The sequence below is a fragment of the Anaerococcus sp. NML200537 genome, assembly GCF_026131715.1.
In the GTDB taxonomy this organism is placed as follows: Bacteria; Bacillota; Clostridia; order Tissierellales; family Peptoniphilaceae; genus Anaerococcus; species Anaerococcus kampingae.
On the sequence record NZ_JAMXSL010000002.1, the window covers coordinates 59,521 to 85,976 of the forward strand.

Consider the following 26,456-nt stretch of genomic DNA (forward strand, 5'->3'; position numbering starts at 1 on the left):
TCCTCCTATAATATTCCTATAATCTCATTTATATCAGATATATTATTATCTGCTAAATATTTTTCTAAACCATCTACTATATCAATCATTGTTTCAAGTCTTTTAAAATTAGCTGTGCCCACTTGGATGGCCTTGGCTCCGACCATCAAAAATTCAAGAGCATCTTCTACATTCATTATTCCACCCATGGCAATAACAGGAAGTTTTACAGCATTTACTACTTCATAAGTCATCCTTAGGGCTATTGGTTTAATTGCAGGACCTGATAGGCCTGCTGTTTTGTTATTAAAAACAAATTTTTTCCTTTTTATGTCAACTGCCATTGCATTAAAGGTATTTACAAGTGATATGCTGTCAGCTCCCTCACCTTCAGCAATTTTTGCAAATTCACCTATGCTTGTTACATTTGGTGATAATTTTACTATTAGAGGCTTTTTTGTAGCCTTTCTTACCTGTTTTATGACTTCTTTTGCTTTGTGAGGATCGGTTCCAAAGGCCATGCCACCTTCTTTTAGGTTAGGGCATGAGATATTAAGCTCAATCATATCGACATCGCTATCTTCTAATTTGCTTGCCCCAATTCTATAATCATCATAGGAGTGGCCTCCAAGATTAGCAATTACAACAGGTTGGTATTTTCTCATAAAAATAAGTTCATTTTCTATAAAATGATCTACACCTGGATTTTGAAGGCCTATGGAATTCATAATTCCTGCAGCTGTTTCATATATTCTTATGCCAGGATTGCCTGGATTTTTCTTAAGAGTTAGGCCTTTAGAAGATATGCCGCCAAGCTTATTTATATCTATGTAATTAGAAAATTCTTCACCAAAACCGAAGGTACCACTTGCTGCTATTACAGGATTTTTAAAGTCTACTCCAGCTATATTTACTTTTAAACTCATCCATATATCCTTTCTGCATCAAATACTGGCCCATCCTTACAGACTCTTACAAATTCTCCCTCACTGTTTTCTACTGTACAGCCTAAGCAGGCTCCAATACCACAAGCCATATGAGCTTCCATAGATATTTCGGCTTTAGCCTTGGTATTTTGATCCCAAAGGGCCTTGAGCATTGGATTTGGACCACAGGCATAAATCATGTCATATTTATCTAAATCTATCTTTTCTAAGATAAACTTATTTTCATCCCTTTCAGAACTTGTTACTATTTTATTTACAAAAGGTTTAAAATTTTCTACAAAATATGGGTCATCTGCAAAACCGGCATAAAAATCTGCTTTATTATCAAGATTTTTAGCAAGTTCTAAAAGCGGAGCAATTCCAATACCGCCTGCGACTATAGCGATTTTCTTTTCACTACTTAAAGAAAATCCATTTCCAAGTGGGCCTAGAACTGATACGTCATCACCCTCTTTTAGTCCGCCTATTAGCCTTGTAGCCTTGCCAACGACTTGGCATAGGAAAACCAGCCTATCTTCCCTTTGGTCACATATACCAAAGGGTCTAGCAAGAATAGGGTCATCTCTAAAAGAATCTGCCCTTAACATAAAAAATTGGCCAGGCTTGCCCTTAAGATTTACATCTAGACTAATTTGTAAAATACCTGGTGCAATCTCAATATTTTCAATAACTTTGCATGGTCTATATGTTTGCATTTTTAGATATTTCCTTATAAGTTTCTATTGTTTTTTCTCTAGCATATTTGCCTACATTCGTCTTGCCATCATCATAGTTCATCCAATTTTTAAGGATGGCTCTTGAAGAATTGACAACCCCTGCATTTAAATCATTTAAAAGCTTATATACATTCATAGAATCAGCAGCTTGAGCTCCAAAACCAGGGATTAAAAAGAACATATTTTTGTATCTTTCTCTGATTTTTTCTACCTCTTGGCTATGGGTAGCACCTACTACTAGGCCTACAGGTCCGTAGCCATTTTCTCCTATATATTTGTCATTTATTTCTTTTAGCCTATCGCCAATTATATAAAATAGTTCCTCACCATTTACATCTAGGACTTCAAAATCATTGGCTCCTGGATTTGAAGTCCTAAGTAAAACAAAAACTCCCTTTTCGCCGGATGCTAAATATTTTTCGTAAGGCTCAATTGAATCCATACCCATATATGGATTTAAGGTTATGAAGTCAACCTCAAAGTCTCCTTCAAAGTGAGCTTTAGCATACATTGTTGCAGAGGCTGCTATGTCTGATCTTTTAACATCCCCTATGCTTAGCAAATCATTATCCCTTAGGTAATCAAGGGTATTTTTATAAGCTAGCATGCCTTCTAAGCCATATGATTCATAATAAGCAATTTGAAGCTTATAGATAGCACACACATCTTTTGTAGCATCTATAATTTCCTTATTATAGGCAAATAGGGCATCAGATGTTGATTTTCCTTCCTTCATGGTATCAAGTATATAATCAAGAGATGTATCAAGTCCTACGCAAACAAATCCTAATTTGTCGATTCTTTCATATAGTTTATCAATTATGTTCATATTTTAAAACACCCTTTCTGTAGACTTTTTGAATTTGTCCATATAATTTCTTACCAATCATAAGTGAATTTTTAGATTTTGACCTAATATCCTCTTCTTTATAAATATAGGATTTATCAAGATCAACTAGATTAAAATCAGCAAGATAGCCTGGGGCTAATTTTCCTTTTTTAATATCCAAAATTTCTGATGGCCTGGTGGACATAATTTTTATCAGTTGGTTTAGGGAAATAAGACCAGATTTTACCAAAACTTCATAGCAAGTTGAAAAGGATGTTTCTATTCCTATAAAGCCTGGGGCTCCATTTTCCTTTTCTTCTTTTGAATGAGGGGCATGGTCTGTCGCAATTGCATCCACATAGCCTTCTTTTATCATTTCTAGTAAAAATAGCCTATCCTCCTCTTTTCTAATTGGAGGATTAACCTTCATTTCACCTCTGGATTTTTCGCTAAAGTATAAGTGGTGGGGTGTTACTTCACAAGTTATTTTAGCCCCTAGGTCCTTGAAATATTTTATAGCAGTCATTGCACCCTTTGTTGATACATGAGAGAAATGAACTGGCATATCAAGCTTATAGGCATAATAGCAATCCCTAAGGGTCATGGCATCTTCCGCAACTTCATAATCTATAGCTGATACGCCTGCCACTTCTTCATGAAGGGTCATGTTTACTCCTAGCTCTCTTGCCTTAAGCATAGCCTTATACATAACTTCCCCATCATCAACCCCGTGGCCATCATCAGAGATAAATTTAACTGAGTGAGGCATGGTATCAAGATGATCTAGACTTTTCCCATCAAAATTTTTGGTGATAGTGTAAACTTGGTCAATACCGATTAAATCAAGTTCTTCCGCTCTTTTTATTATATCTTCATAGACTTCTCTTGATGATACAGTAGGCTTGGTGTTACCCATAAGGAGGACATTTGTCACTCCTCCTTTTAGGGCAGCAAGAGAGCCTGTTTTCAGGTCTTCTTTGTAGGTAAAACCTGGGTCTCTAAAATGTACATGAAGGTCTGTAAAAGATGGTATAAGGGCTAGGTTTTGGCAGTCAATTATCTCATCAGCCTCATCCCTAGAAAATTCTTCTACGATTACCCCATCTTCAACAAAGATTTCTTCACGTGTAATCTTTACATCATCAAATCCATAAAAATTTGTAAAAATTTGCTTCATTTTATTCTTCCACATCGTAAATGTGTCCACAAAAGGCACATTTATATGTTTTTTCTTCTCTATTTATCAAAATAAACTCACTAGACACTTCTCTTTCGCTAGTTGATACACATTTTGGATTCTGGCATGTTAAGATATCAACAGCCTTTTCAGGAAGTTTGAGCTCAAGTTTTTCAATTACTTTTTCATCCTTAATGATATTAACTGTAGCTGTTGGATCAATTATTGAAACAGCATCTAAGTTTATTTTGATATTATTTGCAATCTTTAAAATATCTTTTTTGCCAAATCTGGTTGAGCTTGCATTTAATATTATTGCTATTTCGCTATCTAGGTCTTCTAAATCTAATAATTCGTAAATTTTCATACCTAGACCTGCTCTTATATGATCTATTACAATTCCATCTTTTATACTAGTAATCTCAAGCATTGTTTGCCTCCAAAAGTTTTATAATTAGTGCCATTCTTACATACATACCAAATTTAACTTGTTTAAAATATACTGCTCTTGGGTCGCTATCTACTTCTTTTGCAATTTCATTAACCCTTGGTAGTGGGTGAAGGACTATCATGTCTTCTCTTGCTTGGCTCATTTTTTCCTTATTTAAAAGATATGAGTCCTTAAGCCTTGTATATTGGGCATCTGAATAGAATCTTTCCTTTTGAATTCTTGTCATGTACAATATATCAATCTTATCTATTACTGCATCAAGAGATCTGACTTCTTCATATTCATTGTTTTCATCAAAAACTTCTTCTTTTACATATTGAGGAAGTTTTAATTCATCAGGTGATATAAGGATGAATTTATTATTTGAAAATAGGTTTAAGACCTTGATAAGTGAGTGAACAGTCCTGCCATATTTAAGGTCACCGCATATACCTATTACATGGTTATCAAGACTTTCCTTATAATTTGAAATTGTTAGGATGTCTGTAAGGGTTTGAGTTGGATGTTGGTGGCCCCCATCACCTGCATTTATTATTGGACAATCAGCAGCAAGACTAGCAAGGTAGGCCGCACCTTCTTGAGGGTGGCGCATGGCTATTATATCTGCATATTGGCTTACAGTTCTAACTGTATCTTGTAAGCTTTCTCCCTTAGTTGTTGAAGAATTGCTAGAGTCTGAAAAACCTATTACAGAACCACCTAATCTTAGCATAGCTGATTCAAATGATAGTCTTGTCCTTGTTGAAGGCTCAAAAAAAAGAGTCCCCAATATCTTCCCATCTGCATAATGAGAAAAATCGGTAGGACTCTTATAAATATCATTTCCTAGTTCTATAATTTCAAGTAAATCTTCTTTTGACAAATCGTGCGAATTTAATAAATTTTTTATAGAAATCATATTCATCTCCTTGGATTTTTTAAAACTATACCAGGAAATTTTTATCTGTCAAAATTATAACTCGCTTATTAAATCAGAAATTGATTTTGTAGTGACCTTATCCCTATCAATGCCTAAATCATCGAGTATTTCATCGATTTTTGATTGGTTAGTAAATTCAATCTCTAGATATGGATGAGGATAGGTTGCCTTATCCCAAGTGTCAATATCAAATCTTTGACCCTTATATCTATAGGATATTCTTTGCTTTTGGCCCTTATATTTTATCTTCACGCCAATCCTATCTAGGATTTGGGTCATCATAGTTACAGAATCAATTCTTGTTGTAAATTCGTTGTTAATCCTTACATCTTCGGAATTTTTCATCTCTTTGAAGGTAAGCTCAATTGATTCTCGCTTTCCTTCAATATAAGTTTCCCTTATCCTAAGATAGCCTGTGTCAAAGTCTTCAGAATTTTTTGGAGCAAAAGTGTAATTTACTTGTTTTTCTTCAACAATCTTTTCCGCCCCTAATTCAATTAGTTCTTGTTCAAGTTTTTCTGGTATTATATCTAATACCTTTATTTCTATTTCTCTTTGCATTATTTAATCCTCACTGGCTTAAAATCTATGTAATCGCCCGAAGCACACACAAGATTAATGCCATCTATATTCCCTTCTCTTATAAGTCTATGACCACTTCCATGGAGGTGTCCATAGATAATTGTATCAGTATTGTAATTTTTTGCCAAATCAAAAAATTCATTAAGACTTCCATCGCCATTTATTGGTGGGTAATGAAAGTTAATGATTAACTTTTTATCTTGTCTGGAAGATTCTATGGAATTTTGAAGCCTTAATAATTCTCTAGCAAATATCTTCTCATCATGGTCATCAAAATCTCTAGAATCTCTTGATATCCAGCCCCTAGTACCACATATTATATAGTCTTCTATTTCAAAGGAATTGTTTTGCAAAAATTCGATAGTTGAAAAACCAAGCTGGTTGAGCTTATTTAAGGAAGACCACCAATAATCGTGGTTGCCCTTCATTAAAATTTTCCTTCCAGGAAGCTTTTCTAATTTTTCAAGGTCAATTTTTGCATGATCAATATCCATTGCCCAAGAAATATCGCCAGGAATTAAGACTGTATCTCCATCTTTTATTAGCTTATTCCAATTATTAAAAATTTTCTCTTGATAATTTTTCCAAGCATCGCCAAAGACTTCCATAGATTTTTCTTCTGTGTAGTCTAGATGCAAGTCTGCGATAGCATATATCATCTATCCTCCAAATTTATTACTTTTACTTCAATATTTTCACTTAAGAAAAATTCTTCCTCTCTCCTATGGCAGGTAAAATAGACTATTTGCTTATCCCTTGCCATGTCAAGAAGAACGAATAAAAATCTGATCAATCTTTCAATGTCATAATTAATAAAGGCATCATCAAATATCATAAAAACTTGTCCAAAGCTCTCGTTAACTAGGTTAAGCTTTAAGGCAAGATTTAATTGGTCAAAAAAGCCCTGAGATAATTGATTTAAATCAAAAGAATTAAAATTTTTATCTCTAATATCAATATTTAGGTCAGAATCATAGGAAACCTTAAAATTATTCCTGCTAATACTTGTAATTAAAGAATTAATTTTTCTATTTAATTTTGCCATATCATTTTTGTTTTCATCAGCTATAGCTAAAATAGTTGTTTTGGCAAGGTCGATTGCTTCTTTTTCTCTTACAATTTCTTGAAATTTACCCTCTAAATATTTAAGCTCATCTTTATAATCAACTTCTTTTCTTAGCTTATTATCAATTAATAAAAGTTCTTTCTCCCTAGCGTTAAGAAATATTTTTAAGTTTTTAATTTCTTTATCTAAGCTATCAATCTCTTCCTGAGCTTTTATATTGTCGTAAGATTCAAAATCAAAATCGTATTCTAAGTCATGATCTAGAGCTGTTAGGTCTTGTTTTTTTATAATTGATACAACTTCTTCTATTTTTTCTTTTTCTTCTAATAAGGACTTGTATTTTAAAAATCTCATCCTTAGCCTATTATACTCAGCTAAGTTATTTACTCCAAGTCGTATAAAATCAGGCTCGACCTTCTCTTTTCTATCCTTAAATAAGAAAAATAAAGTAGGAATTATAAGCAAAAGCAAATAGAGCTTTCTTGTAAAAATACTAAGACCGATTATTAATAATAGAAAAATATAAAATACATAGATATACCTAATAGAGACTTGGTCTTTTTGATAAATTTCTATGTCTTCAAAATCCTCGCTCCTGTAGGATTTTAGATCTTCATATTTTTTTAGGTCTTGATCAAGTTCATATAACTTATCTGCCCATTTTTTATAGTCCTTGTAGTTTTGGTCAGACCTTAGTGAATTGAATATTTCATTCTCATTTTTTAAATTTTTATATTTTTCTTCAAGCTTAATAAGTTTTTCCCTATTTATATTTAAGTTTTCAAATTCTTTCCTAAATTTTAGCTTAAGACTTCCTATTTCATTTAAGGACTCTTTAATCTCTGTGATTTTTTCTTTGATTTTGTAATAGGGCTTGGTGTAGGCCCTTTCTGTTCCAAGGTCTGCTTGCTTTTTATCTAGGATTTCTATAGCGCCTTTAATAGAAAAATTATAGTCAATATCCTTGCTTGCTAGCTTTTCTATTACTTTTTTCTTGCTATCAGCAGATGTAACTTGCATCTGGTAGGAAGATATAAAATTTTTATAGAGATCATAATCCAAATTTAAGAAATATTTCCCAGGATAAGCTAGGTCACTGGCTTTAGTGTCAAGCTCTAATCCTTTGCTAAGGTTATAAATCTTGTAGGCACCACTATCAAAATCCCTATCAAGTCTGAAATTCTCCCAATCCTTATAAATAATTAAGCTACCAGCATAGATATAGGCTTCTTTGGGCCTATATATTTCTCTTTTTGATGAAAAACTAATTCTCTGCTTGCCCTCATCGAAACCATAAAACATCCCCTCAATGAAATTTTTAATAGTAGACTTACCCGACTCATTTAGGCCATAAATAAGATTAAATTCCTTATCTAATGTAATTTTCTTATTTATAAATTTACCAAAGGCCTTTATATTTAATTCCTTTATATATAAGTCAGTCATTTTGGCTCCTAAATAAGGCTTCTAGGCCTAAATCTAAGGCTCTACTAGATATTTCATCATCTTTGCCCTCAAATTTCTCTAAAAATTTTGAAAGAATTGAATTAGGATAAAGACTTGCAAGTTTTTTATAATCAATTTGCTCATTTATTTTTAAATCTATATCGTAAGCATTAACATTTTTTCTAAAAGAATTTAGAGAGATGTTCTTGTCTGTCCTTAGTCTTAAAAAATTTATCTTATCTTCTAACTTAGAATTAATATAATCAACCAAGTCATCTTGATTATTAAAATCACTTGGGTCTATATTTAAATCATAAAATTTCATTAGCGATGAATCTACATAAGAAACCTTTCCCTCATCATATTTAATATAACCAAAGTCATAAAGGTCGCTATAATCCATAGGCTCGATTGCTCCTGCATAATAAATATTATCATAAAGCTTATCTCTCTTGTGAATGTGACCTAAGGCTACATAGTCAAAGCCAAGATTTTTAAGCTTTCCTATATCTAAATTTAAGTATGATGAGTTTTTATTATAGACATCCCCGTGGACAAGTAAAATATTAAAATATGAATCTTCTAAATCTATATCATAAGGAAAATCCTTATTATAAATCCTATCCACGTATGAAAGTCCATAAACTCTTATATTATCGATCTCAAAATAAGAAAGATCATCGTCCCAAAAAATGTGTAAATTATCTGGTTTATTTTTTAGATAAAGATAATTATCCCTTCCTATATAATCGTGATTTCCTGCAACATAAAAGACATCTTTTTTAAAAGCACCAATTTTTTCAAATAGGTCTTTGTAATCATTTAGGGTAAAATAATCCCTCTCGTAAAGGTCTCCGGCAATTAAAATAAAATCAGCATCTTGGTTCTCTTCTAAGATTTTATAAAAAGATTCTTTATTTTTCTTTCTGATGAGAGAAGATAGGTCTGATTTAAAATTTAAATTATCTGCCAGATGAACATCTGCTAGATGGATAAATTTCATATTAGGTTGACACTTTCTATAAGTCTTTTGCCATCTTCAATCTTATAAACTGTAAGTGATCCATTATCTATCCAAAATGATGGCCAATTATCAAGATCTTTTAATATCCAAAATAGTGATGATCTTATGGCAATCCCGTGGCTTATTATTAAGATTGTCTTATCTTCCTTGGATTTTTCTTCAAGAAAATCTCCTACTCTTTTTATTACATCAAGCCTTGATTCACCATTTGGATATTTTAGGCCAAAATAGTCTGACTTTTCCTTTATAAAAAATTCCTTTTCATTTTCTCTTACATCAACAAGGCTTCTGCCCTTAAAGTCGCCAAAGTTCATCTCATTTAAGCGTCCATCGCTTTTGTAATCTTTATAGCCCAGGTAGTCCGCAGTTTCTTTTGCCCTATAAAGGTTTGATGTGTAAACTTCATCTATTTGATAATTTTTAAGTAATTCTTTTGTCCTATCTAATATGTATAGGCCACTTTGTTCTAATTTTGTCTCATCAATAGAGTAGACCATCTTCATATTAGCTTCTGTTAATCCGTGTCTTACTAAAATAATTTTCATAATTCACCTCCCTATAATTATAGCAAAGATTCAAATTTTATCTAGGAATAAAAAGAAAAAAGACGGAAAATCCGCCTTATTCTCCACTGCTCATGGCCTCAGCCATGTCGATATTTTTAAGTTTATTGTGTACATATATAAGCATAATCATTGATAGGATAAGGGTTATGGCCGCACTTACTATGAAGCTTATAGGGTGAAGCTTATAGGAAAGCATAATATCTCTTGGAGCAACCAGGTCAATTATATACCTAAACATTAGATAACCTAACAAATATCCACCTCCTATGCCTATAAGGCTTAGGATAAATATTTCCCTATAAATATAGGCTGTAACTTCTTTTGGATAAAAGCCTAGAACTTTTATTGTTGCAAGCTCTCTTTTCCTCTCGCTTACATTTATATCGGTTATATTATATAAAACGACACTTGCAAGCACTGATGAAACTAGGGTTATTACAACTATTACTAAGTTTAAATTAGCAAGCAAGGCATCCATTGATTCATAGGCTCTGCTTGTATTTATTACTGCAAGAATATCGTCAATATCTTCTAATTTCTGGGTAATTTTATCGGGATCACCCTTTATATAATCTGCATTTACCCTTAGTTTATTAGAGGTCAAATCTTCATAATAGTCCTTGGAAATATATAGATAATCTCCTACATAATTTTCTGTAATTGCTCCTATCTCAATTTCTATTAATTTCTTATCAACTTCTACCTTTATCTTGTCATTTTCCTTCAATTTAAGCTTTTTGCTAGCATTTTTTGTAATTACAGCCTTAGCTTCTTTTAAATTTATAGGATTACTTTTATTTTTTCTTAAAGATACGAAATCATTAAACCTAGCCATATCCTTAGGTATTATAATTGATAGATCAAGGTCTGTGCCATTTCTATTTAGACTTGCACTTTCATTTCTAATCTCAAGCCTCTTATCTTTTTCTATCAAATCATCGAAAGCTTTCCTATCTGACTTTTGATCTAGGATTGCTATTGACTGGTAGTGAAAGAGTTCATTTTGTTGAATAGCTGATGTATCCTTTAAGGAATCAATCATTGCAAAGCCGAAAAATATTAGGGCTGTGCATCCTGCTACTCCAAAGAGGGTCATAAACATCCTTGACTTATACCTAAATAGGTTCCTAGCTGTTATTTTTTGCATGAAGGAAAGTCTCTTCCAAATCGGCCTTATCTTTTCTAAAAGGATTTTAGATCCTTTTTCCGGTGCCTTTGCCTGAAGTAACCTTGCTGGGGACTCGTTTACTGTTTCCTTAGAGGTGAAAAATACTGTTAAAGCTACTAAACTTGCTGAAAGAATTACAGACCCTATAATCAAAAGAAGCGATGATGTGAAGCTCATATTTATTATAGAAAAACCTGTTGAATAGGCCTTAAATATTATCCCCGCTATTAGATACCTTGCCAAAATCCCACCTATTATTGACCCTATCAAAGTAGGTATCAAACCATAAATATAGAATCTCCTGGCTATTAATTTATTTGAATAGCCCAAGGATTTTAGACTACCATTTATTAGCCTTTGCTCCTCTATATATCTTTTCATGGTTGTAAGGGTAACAAGCATGGCTACCATGTAGAAAAATACAGGAAATACTAGGGATAATTTGTCCATATTTAGGGAGTTTTGATAATAAGTATCTATACCCTCGTTATCAAAGATTGTACTCACCTTATATTCAGGATCTGTAAGCTTTAGAAGGGTTTCCTTTTGATCTTTTATATTTTCTTCGCCTTCTTCTATATCATCTAAGGACTCTGCTTTTTTATCTTCAAATTCCTTAAGACCCTTTTCATAATCAGCTTTTGATTTTATAAGGTCCTTGTAGGCTTTTTCTAATTCATTTGCGCCCTTTACCCTATTTTTTTCAAGCTCATCTAGGCCCTGATAATATGATGTCCATCCTCTGTTGATTTCTGTTTGCTTACTATTTACTGTTTTTTGAGCCTGGTCAAGTTTTGCTGCTCCTGATTTTTTCTCTTCTTCAAACTTAGCTTTTCCTTGGTTGTAAGTAGCAAGGGACCTATTCAATTCAGCTTCCTTTTTCTTGATTTCTTCAAGGCCAGCTAGTAGGGGTACCTTTTGCTTAGCTATTTCTTCTTCAAAATCATCAGAATTAGCCAGGCCTAATGTATCAAGTCCTAATTCCGTCTGATTTTCATTAGAATCTGGTAATTGACCATTAACTTGTAAAGATTCTTTAAAAGAAGCATCTATCTGACTTAGACCATTTTCTATTTCTTGCCTTTTGCTTGAAATTTCATCTTGGCCTGCCTTAATCTTTTGATAGGATTCATTTAACTTTTCTTCATTTATTTTAATCTCTTCATCATATTTATTTTTTGAATTTTCTAATTCAAGCTTGGCCTTATCAAGCTCTGCTTGACCTGTAATTAAGTCATTTCTTGCCTTAGATAACTTAGCCTTAGCATTTTCAATTTCTCTATGATATTTTGCTTTTTCTGTCCCGTATTTACTAAATCCATCATCAATTTTTATCTTAGCATCTTTTAAATCTTTTTCTGTATCAGATATTTTTTCTCTAGCATCAGATAAGTCGCCCTCGGCCTTATTTATCTTATCATTAGCTTCAGTTTTTATCTTCTCTAATACTTCCTTTGGTCTAGAGAGGATGGCCTTATCTATGGTATCCTTCTTATCTTTTACAATTTTTTTGTATTCATTACTTGTTTTATTTAATTCTTCAGTAGTTTTATAAGAAATATTTACTTCATCAAATTCTTCTTTTTCAAAATTTTCTTCTGAAATAAAGGCAAGGCCAGCTATTTCTTTTTTGCCTACTGGAGATATTTCTTTCATATCTTCAAGAAATCTCTGGCTGGTATTAAAAAATCCAACAACTTTATATTTTGTATTTTTAAGCTTATTAGTATCCTTCTGCTTGTCATTTATATAGGAAAAATCTACATAGTCGCCAATCTTATAAGTAGATTTTAAGGCCTTATCTAGAATTATTTCGTTCTTTGCCTTTAACTTTTGACCATCGACCATATCTATTTTTTCAAAATTCTTATCAAAAGATTTTATTCTTATAATATTATCCTGATTTTCTAAATCTATGATTTTTATAAAGGAAATATCTTTGATATCATCATCATTTTCTAAAAGAATCTGATCTTCATAATCCATTGGATAAGTTGACCTTACTATTATATCGGGATGTTTATAGATATTAAGTGACTCGTCAAGGCTTTTTCTCATAGATGGGCCTGTTAGATTCAGGCCTACAATTATCATCGTTGCAAGACCAACCATGACTCCAATTGAAAATACCTTTCCTAGGGTTGTTTTCATATCCCTTATTATATTTTTATAAAAAGTATTCATCTTACCACTCCAGTTCTCCAACTGGTCTTGGGTTTTCATTGCTATATGCTTTCAGGATTTTCCCATCTTTTAGTTCTATTACCTCATCAGCCATTGGCTTAATAAGGGAATTGTGGGTTATTATTATAACTGTTGCTCCAAGCCTTCTTGAAGCATCTTGTAAGAGTTTTAGGATATTTTTTCCCGTTTTATAATCAAGAGCACCTGTAGGCTCATCACATAATAAAAGCTTAGGATTTTTAGCTAGAGCCCTTGCAATTGCAACTCTTTGCTGTTCTCCTCCAGATAATTGTGACGGAAAATTTTCATACCTAGAATTAAGACCTACCTCATCTAAGACCTCTTCTGCCACTAGGGAATCTTTTGATAATTCGCTAGCTAATTCAACATTTTCAAGGGCTGTGAGATTTGGTATAAGATTATAATGTTGGAATACAAAACCAACGTCATCACGCCTATAGGTGGTAAGGTCTTTATCATTTAATTTTGATAGGTTTTTACCATCAATTAATATATCTCCGGAACTTGCTTGCTCCATTCCGCCTATTATATTTAGTAGAGTAGTCTTACCAGCACCTGATGCCCCAACAATTATAAGAAGTTTCCCTTCATCAAGGTCAAAACTTATATTGTCGTTAGCAACTATCTCGCTGGTACCAGACTTGTATTTTTTGCTCACATTTTTTAAACTTATATAAGACATAATTATTCCTTCCTGTCTATATCATATATGTATTTATACCCATTTTTAGCAAATATAAAAGAGCCCTATGGCCCTTAAATATTTTTATATTTTTCTCTAACTTCATTGATTTTCCCGCAAGTCATCTTACCTTCTGGACAAGGTCCTCCAATGCATGATGGACCTGCATTGGCAAAGATATTTGGATAAATCCCTTTGACAAGCTTAATCATCTGATCAGAAAGCTCTCGTATCTCCCACTGGGCCCTGTTACATGACCTTAAGGAGAAAAAATGAAGAAGGGTTCTAGCATTCATGGTAAAGACAATTTTAGTCTCGCAAGCATTAGGAAATACATACCTTGCATCTTCTATAGCCTTCTTGCTAGCTTGTCTTTTTGCTGTCTTTTCATCCAGTCCTTCTGATATAAAATCTTTAAAATGCTTATCAAATAAGATATCTGTAAGCTTATCATAGGCTTTTTGATCTTCTTCCATAGCCTTTATATAAATTTCAGTTGCTTCAGGGTTTTCCTTTATGTGGGGTGGGATTATGTATTCAAAACCATCTAATTTGACATATCTTTGAGATTGCTGAGAATAGGAAGCAAGCCTATGGCGGACGAGTTGGTGGGTTAAAGTCCTAGATACTCCCTCAACTGCAAAGGTAAAGGAAATATGCTCAATTGGAGACATATGACCCATGCTTGCAAGCATCTTTACATATTTGGCGATAGCTTCTTCATCTTGCTTTTTAGAAATTTCATCCACCCCAACTGGAGAATAGCAAAGCTTACCAGCCTGAGCTATTGTCTCTTCTCCATTTGGTGTATAATTTAATAATTTAACTTTTAACTTAGCTTCTGTCATAAAATACCTTTCTCTTCTAATCTAATTCTATTATACCATTTTAAAAACTCAGTATTTTATCCCCTAACTAAAAGTTTTTTGTAGGACTTATCTATCAAGATTGCTCCAAGTGGTGCTGTAATTAAAATCCCAAGCACTGCTACAGATAAAATTGCAAGGCCAGATGATAAGCCATTAGCAAGGGCAACTGAACCGATAGCAGCTTGGACAGTAGCCTTTGGCATATAAGAAAAAATAGTAAATAACTTTTCTTTCTTATTAAGATCAGAAAATCCTACAGCAATAAAGACTCCAATAGCCCTAATTATTAGGCCTAAAAATATTAAAATTATCCCATAAAATCCTACTTCAGTCATATATTTTATATCAACCTCAGCGCCAACTAGGACAAATAAAAGCACTTCTGCAAATATCCACAACTTAGCAAATTTATCTGAAAGTCTACTAACTAGGGCATCCGTAGCCTTTATTTTATAGGAGCTAGCCATAGCAATAACTGCAAGTAGTCCTGAAATTGGAACAAGATTTTTTAATAAGCCTTCCATACTTACGAGCAGAAATGAAATACCTAAAATAATAATAACCTTGCTAGAGTTTCTGATATAGGCTCCTTTTTTAAATTTCATTTCAAAGAAATAATAAAGCAAAAATCCAATTAAAATTCCGACTCCTATGCCAAGTATTATTGAAATAGGTACCTTTATAAGAGATCCAGCTGAAAAACTTCCACCCTTAGCCATAGATAAAAATGATGAAAAAAGAACAAGGACAAAGACATCATCACAAGATGCCCCAGCGAGGATCATCTGAGGGATAGATTTATCTTTACCATAGCCCTCATCAATCAATTTAACCATCCTAGGTACGACTATGGCAGGAGAAACAGCTCCCATCACAGCCCCCATAAGGAGTCCATCAATAAGATTCAAGCCTAAAACCATAGGTGCAAATATTGCGTAGGCCAATATTTCAAATGATGCTGGCAAAAATGACAAAAGAACTGCAGATGTACCAACCCTCTTAAGGTCAGAAATATCTAGTGAAAGGCCAGCCTTAAGCAAGATAACAATAAGGGCAATGGTCCTTAAATCTGATGAGATTGCCAGTGTGTTTTTATCAATCAAATTTAAAAGCTCTGGCCCAAGGATAATCCCTGTTAAAAGCATGCCAATAATAGCAGGCAAGCCTATTTTCTTAAAAATACTAGCAAGACTCATTCCCACTAGTAGGATAAGTCCTAAAGATAAAATCATAATACCTCCTTAATTTCCTAACAAAAAAAGCTGACACCCCTACAATCAAGTAGAAGTCATCAGCTTTCGCGTTTTAGATTCTTTAGATTATAATCACGGGAGAACTTCATTCCCTAAAATAATTATATGCAAATTCAAATTAAAATCAAATATTTTTAATCAGTAAGTGTAAAAGTTTTGCCTAAGTCTTCTGACTTATAAATATTTATATTTCCATTAATGTCTTTGCACCTAAGTAAAATAGTCCCATTCTCACTAATATCCCCGCTAATATCAGGACTAGTATCTGGAATTTCTGAAATAAAATTTAATTTATTATCTAAAACTTCAACGAAAAACCACCTTGACCTCGCTCCTGCCCTATCAACTTCAACAAGACCATAAGGTGAATTTGCTATTAATTTTGCATCTCTTAGACTGAAATCTTTTAAAATTTCTTTTTCACTAAGACAAGATTCAGACTTTTCATCTGCTAATGATTTTTGACTTTTGATAATTTGCTTGTCCTTATCAAAATAGATTTCAAGCTTATCTTTTACTTGATCATTTGAAATATTACTGATATCCTTAAAAATTTTCTTTGAATCTTCAAAATCAAGCTTATCCATTGTGATGAATTTTTTCATATAAATTTCATAATCATCATCAAGCCAGCCTTCATTTAGTATATAATATTTTTCCTCTTGATATGTAAAAGGCTCATTATCCTTAAAAGCAAAAATGCTCATTATTAGTATAAAGTATGCCGACAAAAGCATTATGCCAATCAAAACTAGACTTATAAACATCTTTACATAAAAGTTTATTTTAATATTAGTGAATTTGTATATAAAAATAATCTGATAAGCAAAAAATCCAAGCTCAGATAAAATAAGAAGTAAATTATTAAATATAGGTATAAAGTCAAGCTTAGCACATAATATAAAGATACAAAATATAAGAGGAAATGACAATATGTAAAAAACTATTTGTAGTATTATTTTTTTATCAATCATTTTCTTCATAATTTTTATATACCTAAATTTAATTCACTGAAAACTCAATTTTTTATTTATACTAAATAGAGCGGTAGAAACAAATAAATATAATATTCCTGCAACAATATTTAAGTTCATTCTGTATATAAAAATCAAAACAAGTAAGATTATATTCACAAGCAAAGAAGGAATTATAGATTTTAAATTTTTCATTCCAACTTCTATATCTTTATTAATATTTCTTATATTTCCTGATTTATAATTGGGAACTATCCTATGACTAAAAATTAAAATTATATTTTCGCTAGCAAGTATATATATGATAAATTTAAAAACTAATTTAGAGTTAAAATCACTATAACTTGTCAAGGCAAATTTATCTCCTAAAATCAATAAAAAATATAATATCAAAATAAAAACCGCAAGAAATAAAAGGGTAAAAATATTTTTACTAAGTATGTAATCAAATCTTTTATTTCTATTGTCTAAATTTTTAAATTCTTTATAAAAAAGACCATCTGTTGTAATATATCTAAAAATTGAACTTGTAAGAACTCCAATTCCCAGACAGAATATCCATTTAGGCATCATTAAAAATGTAAAAATAAATAAAAATACCAAGCCAAATATAAAGCAAAAAAGGTCATGACTACCATCTTCTATAAAAAATTTCCTAACTGTATTCTTAAAAACCATACTACCCTTTCTAATTGTCCAGCTTATCTTAATATAATTTGTAAAATTTAAATATGTAAAGAGCTTGGGAAATCCCAAGCCCTATAAGCTATATTGAACCATCCCTTTCCCAGAATCTTTGCTTAGTTAAGTTTTCTATAAACTTATCAATTTCCTTCATGTCCTTACTTACAATAACTCCAGGAGCCTTCTGTTGGTCTTTATCTAAAATTTCCTCAGGATTTCCTATTAACCATATTGGTTTATAGTGTTTGAAAGTCTCATCTACAAATTCTCCAACATTTTTACTAAAGTCTTTAGAAGGTTTTTCAGGAACTACAACTATAAGGGCATCTTCTAGAACTGGATGGATTGTCTCATACCTATGGTCTACCTTTTGTCCATCTTTTGTATCCTTAAGATTGCCTTGGATAATTTCTGCCTTTGCCTTAGAATCTTTTATCTTCTTTACTAGAGATTTAAAGTCAAAATCATCATCATTATCAGAATAAATACCAACTTTTAAGGTATCTGGCTTAAAGATTGTATTGGCTTGAGCAAATTCTGGCATCTTTACTTTCTTAGCTTCCTTACTTGGCTTAATGCCAACAGGATCAAAACCACGATCAGCGTCTGGCTTATCTGCTCCAACATTTTTAGCAATTTCTTCTGCCATTTTCATATCTACATTGGCAAACATATCTACCACATTTTGCCTAATTTCTTCTCTTTGGACCTTTGATAGTTCAAAAGAAAAGGCATTTATAATATGTTCTTGCTCAACCTTACTAACTGACTTATAGAAGGCTGTAGCCTGGCTAAAGTGGTCTCTAAAACTATCATCTCTTGCCTTTATTACTTGACCATCAATTTTTTCTTGATAGTGCTCATAGCCACCATTTTCTGGGCTTTCATAATATGGAGATTGGTCATCTATAGTTGATTTATGGTAGGCTACTGGACCCTTATTTATCATATGTTGGTGCCAGCCATCTCTTTGGTTATTATGAACTCCAACTATTGGTCTATTTATTGGAATTTGTGCAAAGTTTGGTCCACCTAGCCTCAATAACTGAGTATCAGTGTAGGAGAAAAGTCTGCCTTGTAACAGTGGGTCATTTGAAAAATCAATTCCAGGTATTACATTGCCCGGATTAAAGGCAACTTGCTCTGTTTCTGCAAAGTAATTATCTACATTTCTATTAAAGATCATTTCTCCAATTTTTACCTTTGGAATATCTTCTTCTGGCCAAACCTTGGTTGGATCTAGGATATCAAATGGGAAGTCATGCTCTTTTTCAACAGGAAGAATTTGAACACAGAAATCCCAAACTGGGTAAGAGCCTTCATCAATGGCATCATACATATCTTTTCTTTGACTGTCTGGATCGTTACCAGATACCTTTAAGGTTTCATCCCATACTCTTGAGTGAACTCCTAGTTGTGGATTCCATTGGTATCTGACAAAGCATGCCTTACCTTCTTTATTTATCCATCTAAAAGTATGGACTGCAAAACCATCAACCATGCGTAGACTTAAAGGAATTGCCCTATCACTCATTTGCCACATAACCATATGAGCTGACTCTTGGTTACGAGTTACAAAATCCCAAAAAGTATCATGGGCTGATTGGGCTTGAGGTACTTCTGTGTCTGGTTCTGGTTTGACAGCATGGACAAAGTCAGGAAATTTTATCGCATCTTGGATAATAAATACTGGCACGTTATTTCCAACTATGTCGTAATTTCCTTCTTCGGTATAAAATTTTATAGCAAAACCACGCACATCACGAGGTGTATCTGTAGAGCCCCTAAAGCCTGCTACAGTAGATATCCTTGAAAATAATGGAGTTTCTTTGTTATGGCCTGAAAATAGGCATGCTTTTGTGTACTTACTCATATCCTTGGTAGATTTAAAAATACCATGGGCACCTATACCACGAGCGTGAACAATTCTTTCAGGAATTCTCTCATGGTCAAAGTGCATGATTTTTTCTCTTAGGTGAAAGTCTTCAAGAAGAGTAGGTCCTCTTCTACCAGCCTTAAGGGAAAATTCATCTTCAGCCATCTTAAGGCCCTTATTAGTTGTAAAAGCCTTCCCCTTATTATCAACCTTATTTTTTTCCAAGTCTTTAATCTTGGCATTATCCTTAACAGCTTTTACCTTTTCAGCTCCTTCTGGTGTCAAAGGTGCTTTAATAAAATCATGTTGACCTTTATCATTCTTTTTTGCCATATTTTCCTCCTATTAATTTCTCTCTCAATTAGTGTTTACCCATTTTCCATCAAAATATGCGAAAATAGATAAATAAAAAATCCAGTTGAAAAACTGGACTTAAATTTCATATATATGATGCTTAGTAAACTTTTTTTGGTAATAAATGGATCTATTAAGTCAAGGAATTCTCTAATTTACTGGTGTCACAATTGATATTACAAGCTATCTTATAAAAATTATGCCTTAATACTTTCCACATAAGTGCAAGCTGGATAATTAGTACAGCCTAGAAAAGATCCATACCTGCCAGTTCTTATCTCTAGAGGACTTCCACATTTTGGGCAAAGCTTGATATTTTCATCCTTCTCTTCTTTCATATCTAGCTTAGCTTCCTTTTCTTTGATCTCTTTCTTTATAATTTTAGGATTTGATTCTTCCACTTTCTCAATCTTTTTGGCTGGGGAATTTTTTATCTTATTTGAAGGATCTGTTTGGGCTTTCAGCTTATTTTTCTTAGCTTCTTTTATATTTTTAACATGATCTCTGTTGCTTATATTTAGCCTATTTCCCTGGATTATTTCTAAAATCTTTTCTAACTCAGCTGTATCAATTATCTCTTCATTAGATAATTTTTCTATTTCTTTCGAAACCTGTGACATCTTACAAACTACAGACTCCTTAAGCTTTACCTTAATTTCAGCTTCTGGAGAAAAAGCTATAATAGAAAAGTATTTCATATTAGGATACGAATCTTTTAAAATATTTTCTATAGCCTTTATATGGGCGTAATTTTGTAAGATTGGATTCATGAAAGTTTTCTTATTTCCATAGATATTTTGAGTCCAATTTTTACCAAATTCAGACCCATATATCCATCCCTTATAGTTCTTAGTTTCTATTGAAAAAATCCCATAAGTTGACACTACAAGGTGGTCAATTTGGGTAGACTTTGTAGTCCCTCCTGCATTTTCTAAAACTAGATTATTAATTACCTTATATTTTTCCTTATCTAGGCTATTAAGTTTAATTTTAACTATAGATTCACCCATGTGGCCTTTTATTATTGGCAAAAACATTTTAAGGACAAAGATAAAGGCCAAAAATATAGCTAATTGAATATAAATATCATACATAAGCGCACCTCACTTAAATCATTTCTTAATATTCATCCCTATTACCATACCGAGCATCATCCCTATAGATAAGCCTATTACCATATTATCTTCATCTATAAGAATAGAGATAGCCATTCCCAAGCACATTCCTATAGCCATACCTTCAGACATGTAATTATTATCTTCAGCCCTATCTTCTATAAGATCTTGTTTTTTATTTTTCCTAGCTATTAGAATAATATAAACAGCTACAACAAGCATTATTAAGGCAAAAAACAATATTTTATTTAAATTCATTCCTAGCTCCTCTCAAGTAGGGCAATTGCCTCTAAATGTCTTGAATTTGGAAATTGATCGAAGATTTCATAATCTTTTATCTCATAGCCCTTTTCTAAAAATACCTTTAGGTTATCCATTTGACTTTTTGGATTGCAGGAAATGTATACAAATTTCTTGCAGTCGATATTTAGGATTTTATCTAGAGATGCTGGACTAATGCCGGCCCTTGGTGGGTCAAGGATTACAACATCGTATTTATCTCCTACTTTTTCAATCTCTTCTAGGACATCTCCACAAAGGAAATTTACATTATTGAGTTCATTTAATTTTGCATTTTCCCTTGCCTTTTCAACTGCTTCTTCGACTATTTCTATACCTGTTGCTGTATTTGCTACAGTTGCCATTAACTGGGTAATGGTTCCTGTGCCTGAGTATAGGTCTAGAACATTCATAGATGAGTCAATTTCTGCAAGGTCAAAGGCTTTTTGGTAAAGTTTTTCCGCTGTAAAGACATTTGGCTGAAAAAATGAAAATGGTGATATTTTAAAGGATAGGCCTAGCATTTCTTCTGTTATATATTCCTTGCCATAGATTAACTTTATCTTTTCAGGAATTACAGCATCTGCAAGAGAATCATTTAGGACGTGATATATTGAAAATATCCTTCCATCCAAATCTAGATCTAGAAGCATATGCATAAATAGCCTTAGTCTAATATCATCAAAGCTTTCATCTGAGCTTGTCACAAGTATTACCATGATTTGGCCTGTGTGATGGGCCTTTCTTACTACAAGATGTCTTAAAAGACCTTCTTTAGTGGTTTTGTGATAAAAATCTGTGTTTTTCTCCCTAAAATATTTTTGAACTCCATCCCTTATTTTATTAAAATCATCATCTACTATGTTGCAATCATAGCAATCCACGATTTCATAAAACCTCCTTTGCCTGTGAAGACCGAGTATAAGTGGACCACCCTTTACAGCATCTCCAAAGGTGTATTCCATCTTATTTCTATAGCCCTTTGTCACTGCAGACCTATTTATTTTTATATTTCCGTTATAGGTGATTCCACTGTCTTTAAAGAGGGTCTTGATCATATCATGCTTTAGCATTAGCTCTGTTTCATAAGGAATTTTTTGATAGGCACATCCCCCGCACACTCCTGCATGTGGACAATACTCCCTTGCATTTTCTAGCTTTGATTCCTCTATAAGATTTATGTACTTGGCCCTTATTCTTTCCTTATTTTTCTTTCCGGTCTTTACATTTATAGTTTGACCTAAGATTCCTCCCTTAAACTCAACCCTTCTCCCATTTTCATCATATCCTATGGAAAGATTTGGGTACTTCATTTCGCTTATTTTTATTTCTTTAGTTGGTCTTTTTTTCATTATCACTCCAAAAATTATTTATTGCTCTTTGTAAGCTTTGGCTATCATTGACCAAGGCTTGGTTTCTCCAGTGTTTTGGAAAAAATCTCATATATTTCTGCCAGAAATACCTATCATCAACTAGATAAATAATTCCCTTATCTTCTTCACTCCTAATAACCCTGCCTGCGGCTTGAAACACTTTATTTAGGCCTGGATAGGTGTAGGAATAATCAAAACCATCGTGTTGATTTTTGTCAAAATGATATTTGATTAGATTTCTTTCGTTTGATAAGCCTGGCATGCCTACAGATATTATCATAGACCCTATAAGCCTATCCCCTCTTAAGTCAACTCCTTCAGAAAAAATTCCACCTAGGACTAAAAATCCTACCCTAGCAGAATCTTCTGTAAATTCCTCTAGAAATTCGATACGCTTAGATTCATCCATAATTCTTTCTTGAACTATTATACTATCATCAAAGCTCTCTCTATAATATTCTGCCACATCTTCCATATAAGAATAAGATGGGAAGAAAATAAAATAATTGCCTTTTTTTGATTTTACAAATTCATTTATAGTCTCAGCAAGGATTGCCAAGTTATTGTTCCTATCCCTATACCTAGTTGATATAGGACTTTTAAGAATCATTAGGTGATTAGGGTTAAAGGGCATATCTAATCTTAACTTTAAGGCTTCCTCACCTGCTAGCATCTTTATAAAGTAAGGCATCGGTGAGAGGGTGGCTGAGAAAAATATAGAGCTTCTTGCTAGTTTATACTTATTCTTTAGAACTTCTCTTGGGTCAACACACTTTATCTCAAAAGATCTCTCCATTGATTCTGGATCATAAGATATTATATTATAAAATCCATCTGTAAAATAATCTGACACCTTAAGATACTTATTTATATCAAAATATAAGTCTAAGACCTGATCATAAGATGCGTGGTCCTTTTCTTCTACCAAAAATTTCTCCATGGTTTTTGATAAAGAAATCAAATCCTTATCTAATATGTCTATATAATCACTTGTAAAATAATAGGTATTACCTCTTGCAATTTGGCCAAGCTTATAAAAATCTTCTGTAATATTAGAAAGTTTAGAAACTAGCTTTTTTTCCTTTTTCTCATCCAAATTTTTAACTAGGGATGTAAAGTCTGACTCTAAAAACGTAAAAGAATACATATCCCTAGACCTTTCTAAGAGATTATGAGCTTCATCAATTAAAAATACATAAGAATCTATAACTTCATCAAAAAATCTTCTTAAAAATACATTTGGGTCAAAAACATAATTATAATCGCAAATAATAACATCTGCATATAAACTTATATCAAGCTCAAATTCCAACGGGCAAACAGAATATTTTTTTGAATATTCAATAATAGTGTCATAATCCATTATCTCTTCTTCAGAAAGGATGTCCTTTAAGGCTTCATTTACCCTATCGAAATGGCCAAGGGCATATGGACAATCAATAGGATTGCAGGAAACTTCATCATTTATACAGACCTTCTCCTTGCTTGTAAGCTGAAGAGCTTTTATAAACATTCCCTTAGACTTCAATAAATTTAAACTCTTTAAGGCTTCCTTAGCTATGGTATTTTTGCTGGTAAGGTAAAAAATTTTATCTGCCAGATTATTTGGCATAGCTTTTAAAGAAGGATAGAGAGTTGAAATTGTTTTACCAATTCCAGTTGGTGCATCTACAAAGAGATTTTTCTTATCTAGAATCGCGGTATAAACCCCAACCGCCATCTTTCTTTGACCTTTCCTGTAAGAGCAAAATGGAAATTCTAAATCTTTTAGGCTTTCATCTCTAGTCTCTCTATTTTTAGCCAATATTTTAGAAAATACAAGATAATCATCTAATAGGGCAAAATAAAAATCTTTTAGGTCATCAAAGGAGAATTCTTTTTCAAAGGTTTTTGACTTATAATCTTCTGTGGAAACATAAGTTAGGGTGATAAGCATCTTATCTAAATTATTATCAAGTGAATAAAAATATGCATAGCACTTGGCTTGGGCCCAATGGAGTTTATTCTTATCTGTCATCTCTCCAAGGTCCCTAGATGTTGATTTAATTTCATCAATTAAAAATAAGTCGTCCTTTTTTCCAACACCATCAGCCCTACCTTCAACTACAAATTCTACATCCTTGTAACTAGTGGTATTTGTGAGTTTGTATTCTTTTTTATAATTTTTACCATATTGGGCTTGGATTTTTTGGTGGGCTCTTATGCCTTCTATCATCCTAGTATTATCACGGAATCTATTGTCTATATCGCCAGATCTCATAACAAATTCAATAAGGTTTCTAACAGATGTTTTAATTTTCATAGTCTCTCCTAAGTATATTATAACATATTGGGTATAGGTATGGTAAGGAGGCCTATATGAACGAAACCATAAAAAACCTATTAAATCACAGGACAATTAGAGAATTTACTGATGAGAAAATTGATAAAGATACAATAAAAACCTTGCTAGATGTAGTAAATATGTCTGCATCAAGCAATGGTATGCAAAATATGTCTGTAATCAGAGTTACAGATCAAAAAATAAAAGATGAGCTTGCCGATAATGGCAACCAAGCCTATATGGCAAGGGCTACTGAGCTATGGATTTTCATAGTTGACCTAAAGAGAAATTATGAAATTGCCAAGGAAATGGGGCTTGAAAGTGATAATATCATAAGCTTTGATAAGTTTATCCAAGGCTTTACTGATGGAGTAATAGCTGCCCAAAACCTAACAGTTGCAGTCGAATCTTTGGGGCTAGGTGCAAATTATTTTGGAAATATCCACAATGACACAGCCAGAGTTATAGAGCTTTTGAAGATGCCGAAATTGACCTATCCGGTAGTAGGGGTTGGCTTTGGAATTCCTAACCAAAATCCTCAAATCAAGCCAAGAATGGATATAAATTTAAAAACTTTTGAAAATTCTTACAAGACTTATGACTCATATCTAGATATGATTTCAGACTATGATAAGGAAATGACTACCTATTACGACCTTAGGGAAAATGGCAGAAAGAGCGCATCATTTTCTTCACAGATTCCTAAAAAACAGGGTACTATTATAAAAAATAGAAATAAGATGTTTGAAACCCTCAAAAACCAAGGCTTTGTCCTAGACCCAAAAGAATAATTGCAAATTTAAGATAAAAGTTTATAATATTTCTATCAGAGTAGGTAAAGAGCATTAAGTGCTGGAAAATGGGTTGTTGTTTCCAGACGAAGAAGATTCATGATTCTTTATCGCAACCGCTGCCCTCTGATAGAAAGGGGAAAAAAATGAATAAAAAATTAAGTATTGATTCACTCGTGAAAGCTGCTATGCTAACAGCATTATCAATCATCTTTTCAAGATTTTTTGGTATTTTTATCACACCTTCAATTAAGTTTTCTTTTGGCCACTTGCCATTGATGGTCGCAGGCATGCTATTAGGTCCGATACCTGGAGCTCTTGCTGGACTTGCAGCCGACTTAATAGGTGTTGCTATAAATGCTGGAGGCACTCCACACTTTGGATTTACCCTAGTATCTGTTTTGACTGGTCTAATTCCAGGAATAATATCAGAATACTCAAAGGATAAAAACATTTCTATGAAGGTTCAAGTAGGGCTTATGGTTTTTTTTGTGTTTTATATCTGCCATATGTTCTTAAATACCTTATGGTTAAGCCAATTGATGAATACACCTTACAAAGCAATGTTAGTTTCACGTTTTATTAAAGTATTAGTAGATGGAATAATAAACTATTTCCTTTTATATTTCATAGCTACAAAATTACTAGATAAATTAAAATAATAAGAGGCTGTTGCAGAATGAATAAATCGTCCCAAATCATTATAGGAACCTCCACGAAAATTTTGCCTCCATGAGCCGGCAGGCTAGGCCAAAAATTTTCTAAGATAACCCTCTAATGATGGGACGATAGTTATTCATAGTTTTGC

The 26,456-nt window shown here is 32.7% G+C and carries 24 protein-coding genes and 2 riboswitches; of the genes, 2 read left to right on the forward strand and 22 right to left on the reverse strand.

All coding sequences use genetic code 11. The features are described 5' to 3' along the window. Nucleotides 1-5 precede the first annotated feature (5 nt). From NH288_RS00920 to NH288_RS01025, 22 genes are all read right to left on the reverse strand, one after another. Nucleotides 6-905: a dihydroorotate dehydrogenase gene (locus tag NH288_RS00920; RefSeq protein WP_265212376.1), complete on the reverse strand. Its 900-nt coding sequence runs from the start codon at nt 903-905 to the stop codon at nt 6-8. Continuing rightward, nucleotides 902-1,621, reverse strand: a complete 720-nt coding sequence (locus NH288_RS00925; protein ID WP_265212377.1) for a dihydroorotate dehydrogenase electron transfer subunit — start codon at nt 1,619-1,621, stop codon at nt 902-904. Before NH288_RS00925 ends, NH288_RS00920 begins: the two co-directional genes overlap by 4 nt. Next, nucleotides 1,608-2,471 (reverse strand): orotidine-5'-phosphate decarboxylase, encoded by an 864-nt coding sequence (gene pyrF / locus NH288_RS00930; RefSeq protein WP_265212378.1) that lies wholly within the window; start codon nt 2,469-2,471, stop codon nt 1,608-1,610. Before pyrF ends, NH288_RS00925 begins: the two co-directional genes overlap by 14 nt. After that, a complete protein-coding gene (locus NH288_RS00935; protein ID WP_265212379.1) occupies nt 2,458-3,648 on the reverse strand; it encodes a dihydroorotase in 1,191 nt (396 codons plus the stop codon). The genes pyrF and NH288_RS00935 overlap by 14 nt, the downstream gene beginning before the upstream one ends. Before the next feature lies 1 nt (nt 3,649). Further along, the gene (locus NH288_RS00940) at nt 3,650-4,078 is read right to left on the reverse strand and encodes an aspartate carbamoyltransferase regulatory subunit (protein ID WP_265212380.1); all 429 of its coding nucleotides are present in this window, start codon (nt 4,076-4,078) and stop codon (nt 3,650-3,652) included. Further along, nucleotides 4,071-4,997: an aspartate carbamoyltransferase gene (gene pyrB / locus NH288_RS00945; protein WP_265212381.1), complete on the reverse strand. Its 927-nt coding sequence runs from the start codon at nt 4,995-4,997 to the stop codon at nt 4,071-4,073. The genes NH288_RS00940 and pyrB overlap by 8 nt, the downstream gene beginning before the upstream one ends. Nucleotides 4,998-5,051: 54 nt before the next feature. Next, nucleotides 5,052-5,579: a class IV adenylate cyclase gene (locus NH288_RS00950; protein WP_265212382.1), complete on the reverse strand. Its 528-nt coding sequence runs from the start codon at nt 5,577-5,579 to the stop codon at nt 5,052-5,054. Further along, on the reverse strand, nt 5,579-6,259 hold the full coding sequence (locus NH288_RS00955) for a metallophosphoesterase (protein WP_106460107.1): 681 nt from the start codon (nt 6,257-6,259) through the stop codon (nt 5,579-5,581). Before NH288_RS00955 ends, NH288_RS00950 begins: the two co-directional genes overlap by 1 nt. After that, nucleotides 6,256-8,112 carry an ATP-binding protein gene (locus tag NH288_RS00960; protein WP_265212384.1) on the reverse strand — a complete coding sequence of 619 codons (1,857 nt, stop codon included), beginning with the start codon at nt 8,110-8,112 and terminating at the stop codon, nt 6,256-6,258. Before NH288_RS00960 ends, NH288_RS00955 begins: the two co-directional genes overlap by 4 nt. Beyond that, on the reverse strand, nt 8,105-9,115 hold the full coding sequence (locus NH288_RS00965) for a metallophosphoesterase family protein (protein ID WP_265212386.1): 1,011 nt from the start codon (nt 9,113-9,115) through the stop codon (nt 8,105-8,107). Before NH288_RS00965 ends, NH288_RS00960 begins: the two co-directional genes overlap by 8 nt. Further along, the gene (locus NH288_RS00970) at nt 9,112-9,681 is read right to left on the reverse strand and encodes a histidine phosphatase family protein (RefSeq protein ID WP_106460104.1); all 570 of its coding nucleotides are present in this window, start codon (nt 9,679-9,681) and stop codon (nt 9,112-9,114) included. The genes NH288_RS00965 and NH288_RS00970 overlap by 4 nt, the downstream gene beginning before the upstream one ends. Nucleotides 9,682-9,757: 76 nt before the next feature. Then, nucleotides 9,758-13,054, reverse strand: coding sequence for an FtsX-like permease family protein (locus tag NH288_RS00975; RefSeq protein ID WP_265212388.1), 3,297 nt, complete (start codon nt 13,052-13,054; stop codon nt 9,758-9,760). Between the two features lies 1 nt (nt 13,055). Further along, complete coding sequence (locus NH288_RS00980; protein ID WP_106460102.1) at nt 13,056-13,757, reverse strand: ABC transporter ATP-binding protein; 702 nt, start codon at nt 13,755-13,757, stop codon at nt 13,056-13,058. 74 nt (nt 13,758-13,831) lie between these two features. Beyond that, a complete protein-coding gene (gene thyX, locus NH288_RS00985) occupies nt 13,832-14,605 on the reverse strand; it encodes an FAD-dependent thymidylate synthase (protein WP_106460101.1) in 774 nt (257 codons plus the stop codon). A gap of 56 nt (nt 14,606-14,661) precedes the next feature. Then, entirely contained in the window at nt 14,662-15,858 is a 1,197-nt protein-coding gene (locus tag NH288_RS00990; protein ID WP_265212390.1) for a cation:proton antiporter, read from the reverse strand. 43 nt (nt 15,859-15,901) lie between these two features. Then, a riboswitch (Fluoride riboswitch) is annotated at nt 15,902-15,981 on the reverse strand. Nucleotides 15,982-16,013: 32 nt separating this feature from the next. Then, nucleotides 16,014-16,853 carry a hypothetical protein gene (locus NH288_RS00995; protein WP_265212392.1) on the reverse strand — a complete coding sequence of 280 codons (840 nt, stop codon included), beginning with the start codon at nt 16,851-16,853 and terminating at the stop codon, nt 16,014-16,016. Between the two features lie 33 nt (nt 16,854-16,886). Further along, nucleotides 16,887-17,531, reverse strand: coding sequence for a hypothetical protein (locus NH288_RS01000; RefSeq protein WP_265212394.1), 645 nt, complete (start codon nt 17,529-17,531; stop codon nt 16,887-16,889). An 88-nt stretch (nt 17,532-17,619) separates the two neighbouring features. Beyond that, nucleotides 17,620-19,746 carry a catalase gene (locus tag NH288_RS01005; protein ID WP_265212396.1) on the reverse strand — a complete coding sequence of 709 codons (2,127 nt, stop codon included), beginning with the start codon at nt 19,744-19,746 and terminating at the stop codon, nt 17,620-17,622. Between the two features lie 218 nt (nt 19,747-19,964). Beyond that, complete coding sequence (locus tag NH288_RS01010) at nt 19,965-20,861, reverse strand: NERD domain-containing protein (RefSeq protein WP_265212397.1); 897 nt, start codon at nt 20,859-20,861, stop codon at nt 19,965-19,967. 18 nt (nt 20,862-20,879) lie between these two features. Beyond that, nucleotides 20,880-21,140, reverse strand: a complete 261-nt coding sequence (locus NH288_RS01015; RefSeq protein WP_265212398.1) for a DUF2700 domain-containing protein — start codon at nt 21,138-21,140, stop codon at nt 20,880-20,882. 2 nt (nt 21,141-21,142) lie between these two features. Beyond that, nucleotides 21,143-22,513: a 23S rRNA (uracil(1939)-C(5))-methyltransferase RlmD gene (gene rlmD, locus NH288_RS01020; RefSeq protein WP_265212399.1), complete on the reverse strand. Its 1,371-nt coding sequence runs from the start codon at nt 22,511-22,513 to the stop codon at nt 21,143-21,145. After that, the gene (locus NH288_RS01025; RefSeq protein WP_265212401.1) at nt 22,494-24,836 is read right to left on the reverse strand and encodes an ATP-dependent DNA helicase; all 2,343 of its coding nucleotides are present in this window, start codon (nt 24,834-24,836) and stop codon (nt 22,494-22,496) included. The genes rlmD and NH288_RS01025 overlap by 20 nt, the downstream gene beginning before the upstream one ends. Before the next feature lie 56 nt (nt 24,837-24,892). Here NH288_RS01025 and NH288_RS01030 point away from each other — a divergent pair, with 56 nt between their 5' ends. Both NH288_RS01030 and NH288_RS01035 read left to right on the forward strand, forming a co-directional pair. Next, the gene (locus NH288_RS01030; protein WP_265212402.1) at nt 24,893-25,648 is read left to right on the forward strand and encodes a nitroreductase family protein; all 756 of its coding nucleotides are present in this window, start codon (nt 24,893-24,895) and stop codon (nt 25,646-25,648) included. A gap of 34 nt (nt 25,649-25,682) precedes the next feature. Then, nucleotides 25,683-25,772, forward strand: a riboswitch (THF riboswitch). Nucleotides 25,773-25,794: 22 nt separating this feature from the next. Continuing rightward, nucleotides 25,795-26,310 (forward strand): folate family ECF transporter S component, encoded by a 516-nt coding sequence (locus NH288_RS01035; RefSeq protein ID WP_265212403.1) that lies wholly within the window; start codon nt 25,795-25,797, stop codon nt 26,308-26,310. The last annotated feature ends 146 nt before the right edge of the window (nt 26,311-26,456 follow it).

Bases quoted from the DNA above. Each gene is read 5' to 3' on its own strand.
- NH288_RS00955 (WP_106460107.1), bottom strand. From the start codon at position 6,259: ATGATATATGCTATCGCAGACTTGCATCTAGACTACACAGAAGAAAAA.
- NH288_RS01005 (WP_265212396.1), bottom strand. From the start codon at position 19,746: ATGGCAAAAAAGAATGATAAAGGTCAACATGATTTTATTAAAGCACCT.
- NH288_RS00950 (WP_265212382.1), bottom strand. From the start codon at position 5,579: ATGCAAAGAGAAATAGAAATAAAGGTATTAGATATAATACCAGAAAAA.
- NH288_RS01025 (WP_265212401.1), bottom strand. From the start codon at position 24,836: ATGAAAATTAAAACATCTGTTAGAAACCTTATTGAATTTGTTATGAGA.
- NH288_RS00940 (WP_265212380.1), bottom strand. From the start codon at position 4,078: ATGCTTGAGATTACTAGTATAAAAGATGGAATTGTAATAGATCATATA.
- rlmD (WP_265212399.1), bottom strand. From the start codon at position 22,513: ATGAAAAAAAGACCAACTAAAGAAATAAAAATAAGCGAAATGAAGTAC.
- NH288_RS00965 (WP_265212386.1), bottom strand. From the start codon at position 9,115: ATGAAATTTATCCATCTAGCAGATGTTCATCTGGCAGATAATTTAAAT.
- NH288_RS00990 (WP_265212390.1), bottom strand. From the start codon at position 15,858: ATGATTTTATCTTTAGGACTTATCCTACTAGTGGGAATGAGTCTTGCT.
- NH288_RS00935 (WP_265212379.1), bottom strand. From the start codon at position 3,648: ATGAAGCAAATTTTTACAAATTTTTATGGATTTGATGATGTAAAGATT.
- NH288_RS00995 (WP_265212392.1), bottom strand. From the start codon at position 16,853: ATGATTGATAAAAAAATAATACTACAAATAGTTTTTTACATATTGTCA.
- thyX (WP_106460101.1), bottom strand. From the start codon at position 14,605: ATGACAGAAGCTAAGTTAAAAGTTAAATTATTAAATTATACACCAAAT.
- pyrF (WP_265212378.1), bottom strand. From the start codon at position 2,471: ATGAACATAATTGATAAACTATATGAAAGAATCGACAAATTAGGATTT.
- NH288_RS01035 (WP_265212403.1), top strand. From the start codon at position 25,795: ATGAATAAAAAATTAAGTATTGATTCACTCGTGAAAGCTGCTATGCTA.
- NH288_RS00960 (WP_265212384.1), bottom strand. From the start codon at position 8,112: ATGACTGACTTATATATAAAGGAATTAAATATAAAGGCCTTTGGTAAA.
- NH288_RS01030 (WP_265212402.1), top strand. From the start codon at position 24,893: ATGAACGAAACCATAAAAAACCTATTAAATCACAGGACAATTAGAGAA.
- NH288_RS00925 (WP_265212377.1), bottom strand. From the start codon at position 1,621: ATGCAAACATATAGACCATGCAAAGTTATTGAAAATATTGAGATTGCA.
- NH288_RS00975 (WP_265212388.1), bottom strand. From the start codon at position 13,054: ATGAATACTTTTTATAAAAATATAATAAGGGATATGAAAACAACCCTA.
- NH288_RS01010 (WP_265212397.1), bottom strand. From the start codon at position 20,861: ATGTATGATATTTATATTCAATTAGCTATATTTTTGGCCTTTATCTTT.
- pyrB (WP_265212381.1), bottom strand. From the start codon at position 4,997: ATGATTTCTATAAAAAATTTATTAAATTCGCACGATTTGTCAAAAGAA.
- NH288_RS00970 (WP_106460104.1), bottom strand. From the start codon at position 9,681: ATGAAAATTATTTTAGTAAGACACGGATTAACAGAAGCTAATATGAAG.
- NH288_RS01000 (WP_265212394.1), bottom strand. From the start codon at position 17,531: ATGGTTTTTAAGAATACAGTTAGGAAATTTTTTATAGAAGATGGTAGT.
- NH288_RS00920 (WP_265212376.1), bottom strand. From the start codon at position 905: ATGAGTTTAAAAGTAAATATAGCTGGAGTAGACTTTAAAAATCCTGTA.
- NH288_RS01015 (WP_265212398.1), bottom strand. From the start codon at position 21,140: ATGAATTTAAATAAAATATTGTTTTTTGCCTTAATAATGCTTGTTGTA.
- NH288_RS00980 (WP_106460102.1), bottom strand. From the start codon at position 13,757: ATGTCTTATATAAGTTTAAAAAATGTGAGCAAAAAATACAAGTCTGGT.